This is a genomic window from Pseudomonas sp. URMO17WK12:I6, from assembly GCF_003253625.1.
In the GTDB taxonomy this organism is placed as follows: Bacteria; Pseudomonadota; Gammaproteobacteria; order Pseudomonadales; family Pseudomonadaceae; genus Aquipseudomonas.
The window spans coordinates 143351-157967 of the sequence record NZ_QKYZ01000002.1 but is presented as its reverse complement, the minus strand read 5'-3'; the positions used below and the strand labels follow the sequence as shown (position 1 = coordinate 157967).

Annotated in this window: 12 protein-coding genes, 2 tRNA genes and 2 pseudogenes; 7 read left to right on the top strand and 9 right to left on the bottom strand. The window is 59.0% G+C overall.

What is annotated here, in order from left to right:
- Positions 1-248: 248 nt before the first annotated feature.
- Positions 249-770 (top strand): GNAT family N-acetyltransferase, encoded by a 522-nt coding sequence (locus tag F475_RS04390; RefSeq protein ID WP_111453234.1) that lies wholly within the window; start codon positions 249-251, stop codon positions 768-770.
- A gap of 183 nt (positions 771-953) precedes the next feature.
- Positions 954-1529: pseudogene (locus tag F475_RS30935) on the top strand (tyrosine-type recombinase/integrase); the annotation flags it as partial.
- Between the two features lie 82 nt (positions 1530-1611).
- On the opposite strand, the gene F475_RS04380 reads toward F475_RS30935, so the two are convergent.
- From F475_RS04380 to F475_RS04370, 3 genes are all read right to left on the bottom strand, one after another.
- Positions 1612-1698, bottom strand: a tRNA-Leu gene (locus F475_RS04380).
- A gap of 195 nt (positions 1699-1893) precedes the next feature.
- Positions 1894-1967, bottom strand: a tRNA-Cys gene (locus F475_RS04375).
- Between the two features lie 241 nt (positions 1968-2208).
- Positions 2209-3111: an AraC family transcriptional regulator gene (locus F475_RS04370; RefSeq protein WP_018929012.1), complete on the bottom strand. Its 903-nt coding sequence runs from the start codon at positions 3109-3111 to the stop codon at positions 2209-2211.
- Between the two features lie 301 nt (positions 3112-3412).
- On the opposite strand from F475_RS04370, the gene F475_RS04365 reads away from it, so the two are divergent.
- On the top strand, positions 3413-4723 hold the full coding sequence (locus F475_RS04365) for a sugar ABC transporter substrate-binding protein (protein WP_111453233.1): 1311 nt from the start codon (positions 3413-3415) through the stop codon (positions 4721-4723).
- A 262-nt stretch (positions 4724-4985) separates the two neighbouring features.
- Positions 4986-5759 carry an L-iditol 2-dehydrogenase gene (locus F475_RS04360; protein WP_111453232.1) on the top strand — a complete coding sequence of 258 codons (774 nt, stop codon included), beginning with the start codon at positions 4986-4988 and terminating at the stop codon, positions 5757-5759.
- Positions 5760-5789: 30 nt separating this feature from the next.
- On the opposite strand, the gene F475_RS30930 is transcribed toward F475_RS04360, so the two are convergent.
- From F475_RS30930 to nirB, 5 genes and pseudogenes are all read right to left on the bottom strand, one after another.
- Entirely contained in the window at positions 5790-6515 is a 726-nt protein-coding gene (locus F475_RS30930) for a methyl-accepting chemotaxis protein (protein WP_371924247.1), read from the bottom strand.
- Between the two features lie 132 nt (positions 6516-6647).
- Positions 6648-7403, bottom strand: a pseudogene (locus tag F475_RS30925) (MCP four helix bundle domain-containing protein); the annotation flags it as partial.
- Between the two features lie 130 nt (positions 7404-7533).
- Entirely contained in the window at positions 7534-7974 is a 441-nt protein-coding gene (locus F475_RS04350; protein ID WP_018929008.1) for a CBS domain-containing protein, read from the bottom strand.
- Positions 7975-8005: 31 nt separating this feature from the next.
- Complete coding sequence (nirD, locus tag F475_RS04345; protein ID WP_018929007.1) at positions 8006-8392, bottom strand: nitrite reductase small subunit NirD; 387 nt, start codon at positions 8390-8392, stop codon at positions 8006-8008.
- On the bottom strand, positions 8392-10953 hold the full coding sequence (gene nirB, locus F475_RS04340) for a nitrite reductase large subunit NirB (RefSeq protein WP_064617631.1): 2562 nt from the start codon (positions 10951-10953) through the stop codon (positions 8392-8394). The genes nirD and nirB overlap by 1 nt, the downstream gene beginning before the upstream one ends.
- A 786-nt stretch (positions 10954-11739) precedes the next feature.
- On the opposite strand from nirB, the gene F475_RS04335 reads away from it, so the two are divergent.
- The 3 genes from F475_RS04335 (at position 11740) to F475_RS04325 (ending at position 13929) form a co-directional block, all read left to right on the top strand.
- The gene (locus F475_RS04335; protein WP_018929005.1) at positions 11740-12345 is read left to right on the top strand and encodes an SCO family protein; all 606 of its coding nucleotides are present in this window, start codon (positions 11740-11742) and stop codon (positions 12343-12345) included.
- Complete coding sequence (locus F475_RS04330) at positions 12345-12833, top strand: copper chaperone PCu(A)C (protein WP_018929004.1); 489 nt, start codon at positions 12345-12347, stop codon at positions 12831-12833. Before F475_RS04335 ends, F475_RS04330 begins: the two co-directional genes overlap by 1 nt.
- A gap of 169 nt (positions 12834-13002) precedes the next feature.
- Positions 13003-13929 carry a bifunctional 5,10-methylenetetrahydrofolate dehydrogenase/5,10-methenyltetrahydrofolate cyclohydrolase gene (locus tag F475_RS04325; RefSeq protein WP_177431087.1) on the top strand — a complete coding sequence of 309 codons (927 nt, stop codon included), beginning with the start codon at positions 13003-13005 and terminating at the stop codon, positions 13927-13929.
- Positions 13930-13987: 58 nt separating this feature from the next.
- On the opposite strand, the gene F475_RS04320 is transcribed toward F475_RS04325, so the two are convergent.
- Positions 13988-14506 (bottom strand): SgcJ/EcaC family oxidoreductase, encoded by a 519-nt coding sequence (locus F475_RS04320; RefSeq protein WP_064617629.1) that lies wholly within the window; start codon positions 14504-14506, stop codon positions 13988-13990.
- Between the last annotated feature and the right edge of the window lie 111 nt (positions 14507-14617).

Below are 14617 nucleotides of genomic sequence, written 5' to 3'. Positions count from 1 at the left end.
TGATTGAAATTTCAGTAAGCTGGCAGGCCTTCCACTAACAAGATCCCGCGGGTTTCCGACCCTGTGTCCTTTGCAAGTCCCCAGGGGCCCCGCCGGTTTTCTGCCGGGCCGGCTACCGAAGTCGGACAGGTCTGACAGTTCAAGCAGTGACATAGGAGGGCGTGGCCTGTTCATGGGCTACCTAATACTTGAAATACTGGCGCGTTGTAGGTATTGGTCGAGATCAACTCAACGCAAGGAGCGAGACAGTGATCAAAATTCGAGAGGCGACCATTGAGGATATCCACACACTTAGTGATATCGGTATAGAGACGTATCGAGACCACTTCTCCGACATATGGACCCCCTCAGGCATGCAGCATTTCTTGAGTGAAGACTTTTCAGTCCTGGCGCTTCAGGAATCGATAGGGGCACCCGCACGTCACTGTTGGCTCATAGCACTCGATGAAGACGACAGAGCGGTAGGGTTCTCAAAGGTTAACTGGTCGAAGCCGATGCCTATTTCCGGCAAGGCCGGTGCGGAGCTCCAAAAAATTTACTTCCTCAAGACCCAAGCAGGCAAAGGCTACGGGAAACAGCTTCTGCAATTCCTCCGCAAACTTGCCGAAGATCGTAAAGAGCATTTCATTTGGCTCGACGTACTTAAAACCAACGCCAGTGCGAGGCGTTTCTACGAGGGCTTCGGCTTCGAAGTACTAGGTGAGATCCCATTTAGCACCGACAAGACCGAGATCGGAATGGTTGTGATGTGCTGCGACATTTCCCGGTAGGCACGCTCGATCGACTCCCAGTTGCTTGGTTGTCATATTTCGTTACCTGTTAAGCCTAAAGCAGGGATTGAACTAGCGGCGTGTTGCCGATATTGGTGTTGACCCAACTCAAAGCAAGGAAAGCAACATGTCAGACTTCTCTAAGTACACTTTAAACGCGTCGTAGTATCAGAATGAGGATCCAGCCCTCTAGAAACGATCGAACCTCTGCACGTTCGCCAGTACCTAACCTGGCGCAAATCAGCGCCGGTCCGAGCGAACCGTGAAAAGCCCCTCCTCAGGGCGATCTGGAACTACGTGCGGGACAAAGGCTACACATCGCTGGCCAATCCTTGTGCCGGCATCAAGGGCAATAAAGAAACTGGACGAGACACGTACGCCGAGGGGCAAATTTGGATTCTGCAGGGGAAAACAAAGGCGAAGCGCCGGATTGAAGTCACTGGCGAGCTGAAGTTTTGATTGATCGAATCATGCCCCGAAAGTCAGAAGGTAGGCTCGACACGGCTGATCGTTACAGAGGATGGCACACCAATGACGGTGGCGATGTTGCGGAGAAGGTTTGATTTGACCAGAGAAGCGGCCGGCGTCCAGAAATCTGAATTTCAGATGCGGGATTTACGCGCCAAAGCAGGTACAGATAAAGCCGAATCCAGCGGTGACATCTTGCAGGCGAGAGATCAACTTGGGCATACGACGGTGGTGATGACGGAGCAATACATCCGTCATCGCCTTGGCAAGAAAGTCACTCCTATCAAGTGAATTGCGGAGCAACTCCAAAATAGCGGACCAGAAACAAACAAGGGTTTGCATTAGCTTTCGCCCGCAAACCCTTGATTTTAGATGGTGCCCGAAGCCGGAATCGAACCGGCACGCCCTTACGAGCGGGGGATTTTAAGTCCCATGCGTCTACCAGTTTCGCCATTCGGGCGGTAGCGCGGTAAGCAGTCTGAAGACTGTCCAAATAACGATCTGGCAGTTCTGACGCTTGTGCAACAGAGGGGGAAATATATACATCCCGCCCCGCTGAAGCAAGTTCGCAAATCCCCTTTTCAAGACTAAATCTTGCAGGACTGCGAAAATAAAAAAGCTCCGTAGATCATGGATCTACGGAGCTCGTTTAAAGTGGAGGCCGAAGTCGGAATCGAACCGGCGTAGGTGGATTTGCAATCCACTGCATAACCATTTTGCTATTCGGCCTCAAACATCTGATGTTCAGTAGCGCAACATCAAACGTGTAAACTCGTATCTGGAAACAAGATTCTAATCTAGCTTCCAACCCTTTGAAATCTAAGGGGTTTTCGTGTTCCTGAATCAGGAATGGACGCAATTCTGGACTGGTTCGAAAGGCATGTCAAGAACTGGAAGAAAATAATTCCAGATGCGCTAACGCCACTACCCGGTTGCTTTCGAGACTAACACTTCAGCGCCACAGAAAGCGCTACCCACCGCAAGATGCGCGCTGCAACCGCTGCCGATACTCGCTGGGTGTCTCATGCATTTCATGGCGAAAGTGCCGATTGAAATTCGACAAGTTGGCGTACCCCACCTCAAAACAGATATCGGCAACGCTGAAACTGCTTTGCGCCAGCAAACGGCAGGCGCGCTGGACTCGTAGTTTGCGCGTCAGGTCGACGAAGGTATGGCCGGTGGCGCGCTTGAAGAATTTGGAGAAGGCCGGCTCGTTCATGTCCAGCCGCTGGGCGATGACCGACATCCGCAACTCGTCAGCGAGGTCGTTCAGGATGTAGTCGAAGACAATGCTCATGCGCTGGGCCGTCAATGCGTCGAGCATGGGCGCGTATTGCAGGCTGGCGAGCGTCTGTCTCTCGCTGTCGGGGGCCGATGCCAGCAGTTGCAGCAACGACAGGAACAGGCACAGTCGCTGCAAGCCATGGCACTGGCCGATCTCTTCCAGCAGTCGGGCCGCCTTCTTGCGGGTGTTGCCATGAAATTCGATGCCCTGCGCCGCCTGGCGAAACAGGCTTTGTAACTCGCTGAGTTCCGGGACCTTGTCACGCAGTTGCATCAGCATCTGGCCATCGAACTGCAAAACGACGTCACGGCCGGTAATCACCTCGCCTTTGCCCAGATCGCTGATCCAGTCGTGAGGCAGGCCCGGGCCGATGAGGGCGACATGCCCGGCTTCGAATACGCCGATGTAGTCACCAGCCAGTAGCCGACCGCTGCCTTCGCGGATCAGGTGGATCTCGAACTCCGGATGATGGTTCCAGCGCGCCAGGTCGAACGGATAGTCGTGCTCATACCAACGAAAGCTGTGCTGGGGCTCGTTGAGGATGACTTCAAGCGCTGGCGGCTTGTCTGCGGTTACGTGATGGTTCATCACCCTGGCGATTCCGTTTTTGTTGGTTTTATCAAGGTACCGCGAAGCCTGGGACGAGTCGAAGTCTCGGGACGCTGACATGAGACTCGCACTAACGACGCCCGGCGCCTAGCACGTTACATGGCGCCCACTGATACTTTTTTTCCACGGTCAAAAAAGTATCAGCGGCGCGTATGCCATTCATTTGTTCGCTGCTTGGGTAGCTGCAATTCTGTGGTCATCCCGGTGCGGCTATGACCTGCACCGGGATCTACAACAACAATAAAGCTTCTGCCGCCCCAGGCGCAGAGCGGAGATCACGATGAAGATCATTCCAAGCGCGCTTTTTCTGTCCGCCGGCCTGTGCTCTGCCCTGCCCTGCCAGGCAGGTGAAACGGTGACCATCGCCACCGTGAACAACAGCGACATGATCCGCATGCAGCGACTGTCCAAAACTTTCGAACAGCTGCACCCCGACGTGAAGCTCAACTGGGTGGTGCTTGAAGAGAACGTGTTGCGTCAGCGCCTGACCACCGACATTGCCACTCAGGGCGGCCAGTTCGACGTGCTCACCATCGGCACTTACGAAACACCCTTGTGGGGCGCCAAGCATTGGCTGGAGCCAATAAAGGACCTGCCCGCCAGCTATGACCTCGAAGATATTTTCCCTGCGGTTCGCCAAGGGTTATCGGTCAATGACACGCTCTACGCCCTGCCGTTCTATGGCGAAAGCACCGTCACCTATTACCGAACCGACCTGTTCAAGAACGCCGGCCTGAGCATGCCCGAGCACCCGACCTGGACGCAGCTCGGCGAGTTCGCCGGCAAGCTGCATCAGCCGGATAAAGAACAGTATGGGATGTGCTTGCGCGGCAAGGCCGGTTGGGGTGAGAACATGGCGCTGCTGACGACCATGTCCAACGCCTTTGGCGCGCGCTGGTTCAATGAGCAGTGGCAGCCGCAACTCACCGGGCCGCAATGGACTGCTGCCGCCAACTTCTACGTCAACACCCTCAAGCAGTACGGCCCTCCGGGTGTGTCGAGCAATGGCTTCAACGAGACGCTCGCCCTGTTCAACAGTGGCAAATGCGCAATCTGGGTCGATGCCAGCGTCGCCGGCTCGTTCATCACCGACACAACGCAAAGCAAGGTGGCCAATGATGTTGGTTTTGTCGCCGCGCCCACACAAGTCACCGACAAGGGCTCGTCCTGGCTCTATGCCTGGTCACTGGCCATCCCGGCGACATCCAAACACAAGGAAGCCGCCAAAGCCTTTGTGACCTGGGCCACCTCCAGAGAATACATACAACTGGTTGCCGAGACGGATGCCATCAGCAACGTACCGCCTGGCACCCGCATGTCGACCTACAGCGATGCCTATTTGCAGGCCGCGCCCTTCGCCGGCGTCACGCTGAAAATGATGCAGAACGCCGACCCGGCGCACCCTTCGGTCCAGCCCGTGCCCTACGTCGGTATCCAATACGTGACCATTCCCGAATTCCAGGCGATTGGCACGTCGGTCGGCAAGCTGGTATCCGCGGCGCTCACCGGGCAGATGCCGGTGGAACAGGCCCTGGCCTCCGCGCAGCAAAGCACCGAACGCGAGATGAAGCGCGCCGGTTATCCCAAGTAGCAACGGCGTGGCGCAATCACTGCGGGTGCGAGCTTATGTGGCGAGGGGGCTTGCCCCCGTTGGGTCGCAAAGCGTCCCTAAAACCAGTCACCGCGATCTTTAGTCAGCAACGCGGTGTCCGGTTTACGACTGCTGCGCAGCCGAACGGGGGCAAGCCCCCTCGCCACATAGCCCGCTGCTACAGGTTTTTTTCGCAGACTAACGACTGGTTTTGACGCCCTCGATTGGGCAACTCTTTAGCTCTTACGATTGGATGGGAACAATGAAACGTCTAGAAGGAAAAAGCGCCCTGATTACCGGTTCCGCCAGAGGAATAGGCAGGACATTCGCGCAAGCCTACATCCGCGAAGGCGCTACGGTCGCGATCGCCGACATCAACCTGGAGCGTGCCCAAGCCACGGCAACCGAGTTGGGGCCCAATGCTTATGCAGTCGAGATGGATGTGACCGATCAGCAATCCATCGACGCTGCCATCGCCACGGTGATCGCCACCACAGGCAAGCTCGACATCCTGATCAATAACGCGGCGCTGTTTGATCTCGCGCCGATCACAGAGATTTCTCGCGACAGCTACGAACGGCTGTTCTCGATCAACGTTTCCGGCACCCTGTTCACACTGCAGGCCGCGGCCAAGCAGATGATCCACCAAGGCCACGGCGGCAAGATCATCAATATGGCCAGTCAGGCCGGTCGGCGCGGTGAAGCGCTGGTCGCGGTGTATTGCGCGACCAAGGCGGCGGTGATCAGCCTCACGCAATCGGCCGGTCTCAATCTCATTCCCCATCACATCAACGTGAACGCCATCGCGCCGGGGGTGGTGGACGGCGAGCATTGGGACGGCGTCGACGCGCTGTTTGCCCGCTATGAAAACCGCCCGCTCGGGGAAAAGAAAAAACTGGCGGGACAGGAAGTGCCGTACGGGCGCATGGGCACGGCGGATGACCTTGTCGGCATGGCGATCTTCCTGGCATCGGCCGAAAGCGATTACATCGTGGCGCAAACCTATAACGTCGATGGCGGCAACTGGATGAGCTGACTGGCCCTGATATCAGGGCCAGCCAATGCCTCAAAGGCGAAACCGATCCACCGACTGCGAGAGCTGTCCGGCCAGGCTGGACAGTTCATCGGTGGTCGAGGCGGTCTGGTTGATCACCTTGCTGTTGCCTTCGGACATGCCGGCAATCATTTCCACCTGATGTGCGATTTCGTTACTGGCCAGGCTCTGTTCGCCGATCGTGCGGCTGATGTCATTGACCAGCTCCGTGGTATTGAGCGTGGCCTGGAGGATTTCGCGGATGGCGCGCTCGACGTCGGCGGTCACCGCCATGCCCTTGTCGACCTGCGCGACGCCCGCCTCCATGCTGCTGACCGCCTCGCGGGTGCTTTGCTGGATACGCGCGACCATGGTGGCGATTTCCTGGGTGGAGGCGCTGGTGCGGCCCGCCAGGCTACGCACTTCATCGGCGACGACAGCGAAACCACGGCCCTGCTCACCGGCACGGGCGGCCTCGATGGCGGCGTTAAGCGCCAACAGGTTGGTTTGATCGGCGATGCCCTTGATCACCTGAATGATGCTGAAAATCCCCTCGGACTCCTTGTCCAGGGTGCGGATCACCTGGGCCGACTGCTGCGCCGAACGGGCAATCCCGTCCATGTCGCTGACCACTTGATGAATCACCCGACCGCCGTCCTTGGCCAGTTCCTCGGCCTGGTTGGCCATGTTCAGAGCACGCTCGGCATGCCGGGTGATTTCCTCGATGCTCGCAGTCATTTCGCTGGCCGCCGCGGCCATGGTGCTGGCGGCAACGCTTTGCTGCTGGCTGCTGCCCGCGACCTGATGGCAACCGCTGCTCAACCGCTGGCTCATGCCACTTACGCCGTGGGCGTTGCTGCGAACCACTTCGATCATGCCGCGCAGGTCACGCTGCATGGTTGCCAGGCTGCGAATCAAGGTGCTGGCTTCATCCTTGCGGGTGGGCTCGACGATAGGCTCGCTCAGGTTGCCATGGGCGATGCTGTCGGCAATCCGGCTGGCGATCTGCAACGGCCCCATGATGCTCAGGATGACCGAGCGTCCCAGGGCGAGCAGCAGCAACAAGCTGGCAATGAGTACGACACCGAGGGTGAAGTTGGCACTGCTGATGGTTTGCCGAGTGCCCGCGCTTGTCTGTTGAGTGTTGGTTTCGATCAGCTCACTGAGGGTGGCCATCTGGCTTTCCAGTTGGCTGAACGCGTTATTGAACGTACCCAGTTGCTGTTGTGCGGAATCAGGATTATCCAGCGCCAGCCCGACAATGCGCTCGGCGGCACTGATGTACGTATCGAGGCTTGGCTTGATCTTGTCCAGCGCGGCCTTGAGGGTGTCGTTGACCGGCAGCTTGAGGTTGTCACCGAGCATCTCGCGAAAATGCGCGGCATGCTCATTGAGTGAACTGCGCACCTCGGCCTTGCTGCTGGGGCTCTTGCCCAACCCTACCAGCATCGCCGACAGCACATCGGCGCGCAGTGCATCGTGCATCATGTCGGCTTCGAGGTGGTTGCGCAGCGCGGTCATACTGACCTCGTTGTCACTCACCGCTTCAGCCATCCGAGTGTTACCCACATAGCTGACCAGACTCACGATCAGGGCGGTGAGCAAGCCAGTGCCGATCAACAAGATCAAACGTAATTTTATGGACACTCGATGGTTCCCCTGTCGGCAGGTGCGTGGTCGGCTAATTGCCTACTGCTGGGGTTATCGACTGTTCCAACCGGTTACTTAGGTTTATTTCCACGCCAGCCGATTTTTGCGACCTACGGTATGCGCGGGCTCAATGCCCGCGAATGTAGTGCTCAAGTTGCCGTATCAAATCGGCCTGCTCGACGATGGCTTCCTTGACCAGATCGCCGATCGACAGCAGCCCGATCAGTTCCCCGCCTTCCAGCACCGGCAGATGACGCAAATGACTGTCGGTCATGACCTCCATGCAGCGCTCGATGCTCTGCAAACTGTCGGCAGTCACCACCGGTGCGCTCATGATCTCGCGCACCGGCGTGCCGACCGAAGAACGCCCCTGTAGCACTACCTTGCGCGCATAGTCGCGCTCGCTGATGACGCCGACCACCTGCCCTTCTTCGATCACGGGCAGCGCGCCGACGTTCTTCTCGGCCATCATTTTCAGGGCGTCGAGCACCATCTGATCCGGTGCGATGCTGTGCACCTGCTGGTTTTGCACGATCTTCAGTTTCAGCAACTGTGCGGCTGTTTTCATCAACGTTCTCCGATACGGTCCAGGGCGACGGTCAAGCCGCCGCGACTTCCACGACGCCGGCGTTCAAGCGCACCGGCCACACCCGCAGGCGCTGTTCCGGGTACTCCAGGCAGCTGCCGTCTTCAAGACGGAAATGCTGCTTGTAGATCGGCGACGCCACCACCAGATCACCCTTGAGACTGCCGATCAGTCCGCGGCCAATGACGTTCGCGCCAGATTGCGGATCATGGTTGTCGATGGCGTAGAGGGTGCGGCCTTCGGCTTGTGGCAGGTAGAACAGCGCGACCTGGGCGCCGTCGAGCCAGACGACAACGCCGGAGTTGCTGACCAGATCCTGCTGGCTGCACACCGCCTGCCAGGCTTGGGCATTGGCTGCGGTGGCAAGGGCATCGACACGCTGGGTATTGGACTGGCTCATCAGGCATTCTCCTCGGTGACAGGGATAAGGTTGAGTTCGGCGGCCATGATCGGCCGGCGCTGACCGCGCTCCTGGACAAAATGAATGTCCGGGTCCGGGCGTTTATCGTTGACGAAGGTGCGGAAGCGCTTGAGTTTTTCCGGGTCTTTGAGGGCATTGGCCCATTCGCATTCGTAGCGGTTGACCACCAGTTGCATCTGCGACTCAAGTTCTGCGCCAAGCCCCAGGCTGTCGTTGATGATCACGTCCTTGAGGTAATCCAGCCCGCCCTCCAGGCTTTCGCGCCAGACCGAGGTGCGCTGCAATTTATCGGCGGTGCGGATGTAGAACATCAAGAAACGGTCGATGTAACGGATCAGGGTTGCATCGTCCAGGTCGGTGGCGAACAACTCGGCGTGACGCGGACGCATGCCGCCGTTGCCGGCCACATAGAGGTTCCAGCCGTTCTCGGTAGCGATCACGCCCACGTCCTTGCTCTGCGCCTCGGCACATTCACGGGTGCAACCGGAGACGGCGAACTTGAGCTTGTGCGGCGAGCGCAGGCCTTTGTAGCGATCTTCGAGGGTCAGGGCCATTTTCACGCTGTCCTGCACGCCGTAACGGCACCAGGTGCTGCCCACGCAAGACTTCACGGTGCGGGTCGACTTGCCGTAGGCGTGCCCGGTTTCGAAACCGGCCTCGATCAGCTCGGACCAAATGTCCGGCAACTGATGCAACTGCGCGCCGAACAGGTCGATCCGCTGGCCGCCGGTGATCTTGGTGTAGAGGTCGTATTTCTTCGCCACCACGCCGATCGCGATCAGTTTGTCGGCAGTGATCTCACCGCCAGCAATGCGCGGCACGACCGAATAGGTGCCGTTTTTCTGCATGTTGGCCATGAAGGTATCGTTGGTGTCCTGCAACGGCACCAGCGAGGCGTCCATGATCGGCTGGTTCCAGCACGAGGCGAGGATCGAGCCCACTGCCGGTTTGCACACGTCGCAACCGGTGTGTCCACGGCCGTGCTTGGCCAGCAGTTCTTCGAAAGTGATCACCCCTTCTACCCGCACCAGCGCATAAAGCTCTTGGCGGGTGTAGGCGAAGTGTTCGCACAGGCTCTTGTCGACGCTGACGCCACGGGCAATCAGTTCATGCTCGAAGACTTGCTTGAGCAGCCCAGCGCAACCGCCGCAACCGGTGCACGCCTTGGTCTGCGACTTGAGCAGGCCCAGGTCGGTGCAGCCGCCATCGATGGCCGAGCAGATCGAGCCCTTGGTGACGTTATGGCACGAGCACACCGTTGCCGACTCGGGCAACGCGCCCGGGCCCAGGGTTGGCGCGCCGGTGGAGGACGGCAGAATCAGGCTGGCCGGTTCCGACGGCAAGGCAATGCCGTTCTGCATGTATTGCAGCAAGGTGTCGTAATAGCTGTTGTCGCCGACCAACACTGCGCCAAGTACACGCTTGCTGTCGGCATCCACCACCAGGCGGCGATAGCTGGCCGTCGCTTCATCGATGAACTGATAACTGCGCGCGCCCGGTGTCTGGGCATGGGCATCGCCGATGGAGCCGACGTCAACACCGAGCAGTTTGAGCTTGGTCGACATATCGGCGCCCTGGAACGGCTCGGCGGCTTGATTGCACAGCAGCGACGCGACGCCACGGGCCATCTGATAACCGGGGGCGACCAGGCCGAAGAGGCTGCCATTCCAGGCGGCACACTCGCCGATGGCGTAGATGTTCGGGTCGCTGGTCAGACACTGGTCGTCGATCACCACGCCGCCGCGAGGACCAATGTCCAGCGCGCATTGGCGGGCCAATGCATCTTGCGCACGGATGCCGGCGGAGAACACGATCAGGTCGGCTTCAAGAAATTCGTCGTTGGCAAAATTCATCCGGTAGCGGTACTGCTCGCCGGCACTGATCGACTGCGTGCCACGGGACAGGTGCACACCCACACCGAGCCGCTCGATTTGCGCCTTCAGCGCCAGACCGCCCTGCTCGTCCAGCTGCACCGGCATCAGGCGCGGGGCGAACTCCACCACATGGGCTTCCAGGCCCAGGCTTTTCAGGGCGTTGGCGGCCTCCAGACCGAGCAGGCCACCGCCGACCACCACGCCACGCCGGGCATTGGCCGCCGCAGCACGAATCGCGTCGAGGTCTTCAAGAGTGCGATACACCAGGCGCGAGTCGCCTTCGGCACCTTCAATAGGTGGCACGAAAGGATAAGAGCCGGTGGCCAGAACCAGTTTGTCGTAGGCGACGCAACCTTGCGCGGTAATCACCTGGCGCCGGGCGCGGTCGATTTCCAGCACCGGCACACCCAAATGCAGGGTGACGCCCGGCGTTTGATACAGGGAGGCTTCGCCCAGGGCCAGCGATTCGGCATCGCGACCGCCGAAATACTCGGACAGATGCACACGATCGTAGGCACGCATCGGCTCTTCGCTGAAGACATGCAGGCGGTAGTGGTCGAGGGCGCCGCGCTCGATGAGCTGCTCGACACAATGATGTCCGACCATGCCATTGCCGATCACGATCAGCGTTTGCAGTTTGTTCAATGCGGCAACATTGGAATTCATAGTAAGCACCCAGCCAAAGCCAATCACGGATAAAAAAGCAAAAAAAAACGCCTGAAACCTCTCGGTTTCAGGCGTCTTTGCCTGTTCTTCGCGGTGTTCGACCTGGCGCCTTCGCCTGATCCACCGATGTTGCCCACGACCTGCCCGGCCGGTCGATCTTCGTTGATCGAGTGGGCTGCCCCTCTTTTTCAGATGAGGCTGAAGGGAGAATGCAGCCTTTGTGCCAGTCTGCAGCGCATGACTTCCTCAGTTCTGGAAAACCAACGGCTGAACGATGGGAGAGTTTGATAAAGACCGCGCCCCGGGCGGGTCTCATCAGGCGCGAGTCAACTTTGCAGCCCCCCGCGAGCGGGTGGGCGGACGTTGGGACTGAAGGAAGGAACAGCTCAGGAAACCGCTTCGCACTGGTGCATGTTGTCAGGCGTGGCTCTTTAAAAGTGCATGCGCTACACCCTGCCGGGCATTTCCCGGTGCCATTCGGGCAAGCGTCAATGCCGATCTGTAGCAGCTGCCGAGCCTGCGAGGCTGCGTTCGGCTGCGCAGCAGTCGTCAAATCAGTAATTGCGGCTCGTCGCTGCTCAACTTACCGGCCCGGGTAAGCGTTGCCTTCAGCAGCATCGCGTATTTGTATTTTCAGATATATCGAGGCCGCGACCTTTTGGCGCATGCCGCCAAGCCATCGATTAAGCGTTACAGGGCAACAGTTTGTTAACATCCATGCGCTTTTTTTCGTCTGATTGATCAGCCACTGTAGATTCCCGGTCGCTACACAGGATGCTTTTGTTCATGAGTACGTTGTATACCCGTCGCACGGTCCTGCGCGGCATGAGCCTGCTGAGCCTCGGCCTGCTCGCTGGCTGCGATGACAGCAGCAAGCTGTCGTTCAAGTACGGCAAGGACCTCAGTGACAAGATCATGGGGCGTACCTTCAAGCTCAAGGACGCCCAGGGCGAATCCCGGATGCTGACCAGCTATCGGGGCCTGATGCCGATGGTTTTTTTCGGTTTCACCCAATGTCCGGCGGTCTGCCCGACGACGCTGGCCCGTGCGGCACAGGCGAAAAAACTGATGGGCCGCGATGGCGAACGCCTGCAAGTGATCTTCATCACCCTGGACCCCGAGCGCGATACGCCGCAAATGCTCGACGCCTACGTCAAGGCCTTCGATCCCAGTTTCGAGGCACTGTACGGTACGCTGGAAGAAACCGCCGCCACCGCCAAGGAGTTCGGTGTGTTCTATGAAAAGATCCCGAGCGGTTCGACCTATACCCTCTCCCACACCGCGACCAGCTTCGTTTTCGACTCCCGAGGCAATTTGCGCCTGGGGCTGTCCGCGTCCCTTACCGCTAAAGAGTGTGCAGAAGACCTGCTCACCGTCATGGAGGTCTGCTGATGACTTCGATTTGCGCACCACGTATTAAACAGCTGGGTATCAAACAACTGGTCCTGGGTCTTTCCCTGATTGGCATGGCCTGGCAGGTGTCCGCTCAAACCCAGGTGAGCGACGCCTGGGTCCGCGCGACGGTGGCCGGTCAGCATTCGACCGGCGCCTTCATGACCCTGCAGGCCGACAGCGATAGCAAACTGCTCAGCGTGCAGTCGCCGGTAGCGAACACCGTGCAAATTCACCAATCCAGCATGAAAGACGATGTGATGAGCATGAGCCAGGTCGAGTCCGTCGCGCTGCCGGCCGGCAAACCGGTAAGCTTCGATCCCCATGGCTATCACATCATGTTGATGGATTTGACGGCCCAGGTTAAGGAAGGCGGCAAAGTGCCCCTGACCCTGACCGTGGAAAACGCCAAGGGCGAAAAAGAGACGATCACCGTTGACGCCGAGACTCAGGCGCTCGGCATGCCTGATCACAGCAAGATGCATTGAGAGCTCGATCCCAGCCTGTCTGATCGCTGGCTGGTGTTCCGGTGGCGTATGCCTGCCCTCACCTGATAGCCTGAGCACCCTTGCCTGCATGTCTCTGATGGATCATCGGCGCGTGAAGACGCCGCGATGATCACTTCACCCCCATTCAATCAAGACAACGGTGACTCTCTTGATCAGCAGCACCCCCACATTTGCCCGCGATATCGACGGCAAAGCCATTTCTGCCAAGGTTCTCGACGAGGTCCGGGAAGAGGTTCTGGCCCTGGCTGGCCAACAGATCTACCCCGCCCTGGCGGTCTTGTTGGTCGGCGACGACCCGGCCAGCCATGTGTATGTGCGCAATAAACTGCTGCGCGCCAAGGAAGTCGGTATCCGCTCCCTGGAATACCGCCTGCCGGAAACCGCCAGCCAGGCCCAGGTCCTGGAACTGATTGCACAACTCAATGCCGATCCCACGGTGAACGGCATCCTGGTGCAACTGCCCTTGCCGGCCCCTATCGATGAGCAGGCAGTGATTCATGCCATCGACCCGATCAAGGACGTGGACGGTTTTCACCGGGAAAACGTTGGCGGGCTGGTGCAAGGCATCGAAGTGCTGACTCCGTGCACGCCCAGCGGCTGCATGCGTCTGTTGCACGAAACCTGCGGTGATGACTTGAGTGGTTTGCACGCGGTGGTCATCGGCCGGTCGAACATCGTCGGAAAACCGATGGCGACCTTGCTGTTGCAGGCTAACTGCTCGGTCAGCGTGGTGCATTCGCGCAGCGTCGATGCCCCGGCGTTGTGCCGGTTGGCGGATATCGTGGTCGCGGCGGTGGGCCGGCCAGCGTTGATCGATGCCAGTTGGCTCAAGCCCGGCGCGGTGGTGATCGATGTCGGCATCAACCGCATCATCAGCGAGTTCGGCAACCGTCTGGTGGGCGATGTCGACTACGCCAGCGCCCGCACCGTCGCCAGCGCGATCACCCCGGTGCCCGGTGGCGTCGGGCCGATGACCATTGCCTATCTGTTGAAGAACACCTTGATCGCCAGCCGGTTGCAACGCGCGGCACAGGCTCGCGGGCAGCAGCCCGAAGACGACCTGGCGTTAAACTGAGCACAATGCAAACGGCCCACCTGAGTGTGGGCCGTGTCAGTTTTGCACATCCTCTTGTTTATTTCCCCGCGTGCAACACCTGCGTTTGCGGCATCGCCGAAGAGTGGTGGTTGAGAATCTTCCACTGACCGCCCACCTGCTCATATACGAAGGTGTAGCGTGCCTGCACCTGACGGGTCTTGCCATCGGCTTCGGTCAACGTAAAGGTGTAGACGCCACTGTCCATGGCCACGTTGGCGCCCAATGGGCGGATCTCACGGAAGTTGATCAGCCCTACCGGCTTGAGCGCCATGAAGTGATCGAAGTAGTCCTTGATCTGTGCCGGCGTGGTGCGCACCTGATTGGATACCGTCGGTTGCAGCACCGCGTTCGGCGCATACAGGTCGACCACGCTCTGAACATTGCCACTCTTCAACGCGCTGTTCCAATGGTCAAACAGGGCGGCGATTTCACGATCCTTCGCGCTGGTCGGTTGCTGCGCCACGCTGCTGTAAACGTAAGGCACCGCTTCCAACGCCTGAGCCAACGGGGCGGTCAGGGCGAATAACAGGGCGATGGTCGAGGTCTTGAATTTCATTGCGCTATTCCAATGATGGTCGATGGGCACACTGTGCCGCCCTGAACGCGGCCCGCCATCGGCCAACCGGAGCCATTTGCCTATGCCATTCGGCAGATAGCGCCCTGCCCC

Excerpts from the sequence above, each read along its gene's own strand:
- F475_RS04370 (WP_018929012.1), bottom strand. The coding sequence starts at position 3,111 with ATGAACCATCACGTAACCGCAGACAAGCCGCCAGCGCTTGAAGTCATC.
- F475_RS04365 (WP_111453233.1), top strand. The coding sequence starts at position 3,413 with ATGAAGATCATTCCAAGCGCGCTTTTTCTGTCCGCCGGCCTGTGCTCT.
- F475_RS04360 (WP_111453232.1), top strand. The coding sequence starts at position 4,986 with ATGAAACGTCTAGAAGGAAAAAGCGCCCTGATTACCGGTTCCGCCAGA.
- F475_RS30930 (WP_371924247.1), bottom strand. The coding sequence starts at position 6,515 with ATGGCCGCGGCGGCCAGCGAAATGACTGCGAGCATCGAGGAAATCACC.
- F475_RS04350 (WP_018929008.1), bottom strand. The coding sequence starts at position 7,974 with ATGAAAACAGCCGCACAGTTGCTGAAACTGAAGATCGTGCAAAACCAG.
- nirD (WP_018929007.1), bottom strand. The coding sequence starts at position 8,392 with ATGAGCCAGTCCAATACCCAGCGTGTCGATGCCCTTGCCACCGCAGCC.
- nirB (WP_064617631.1), bottom strand. The coding sequence starts at position 10,953 with ATGAATTCCAATGTTGCCGCATTGAACAAACTGCAAACGCTGATCGTG.
- F475_RS04335 (WP_018929005.1), top strand. The coding sequence starts at position 11,740 with ATGAGTACGTTGTATACCCGTCGCACGGTCCTGCGCGGCATGAGCCTG.
- F475_RS04330 (WP_018929004.1), top strand. The coding sequence starts at position 12,345 with ATGACTTCGATTTGCGCACCACGTATTAAACAGCTGGGTATCAAACAA.
- F475_RS04320 (WP_064617629.1), bottom strand. The coding sequence starts at position 14,506 with ATGAAATTCAAGACCTCGACCATCGCCCTGTTATTCGCCCTGACCGCC.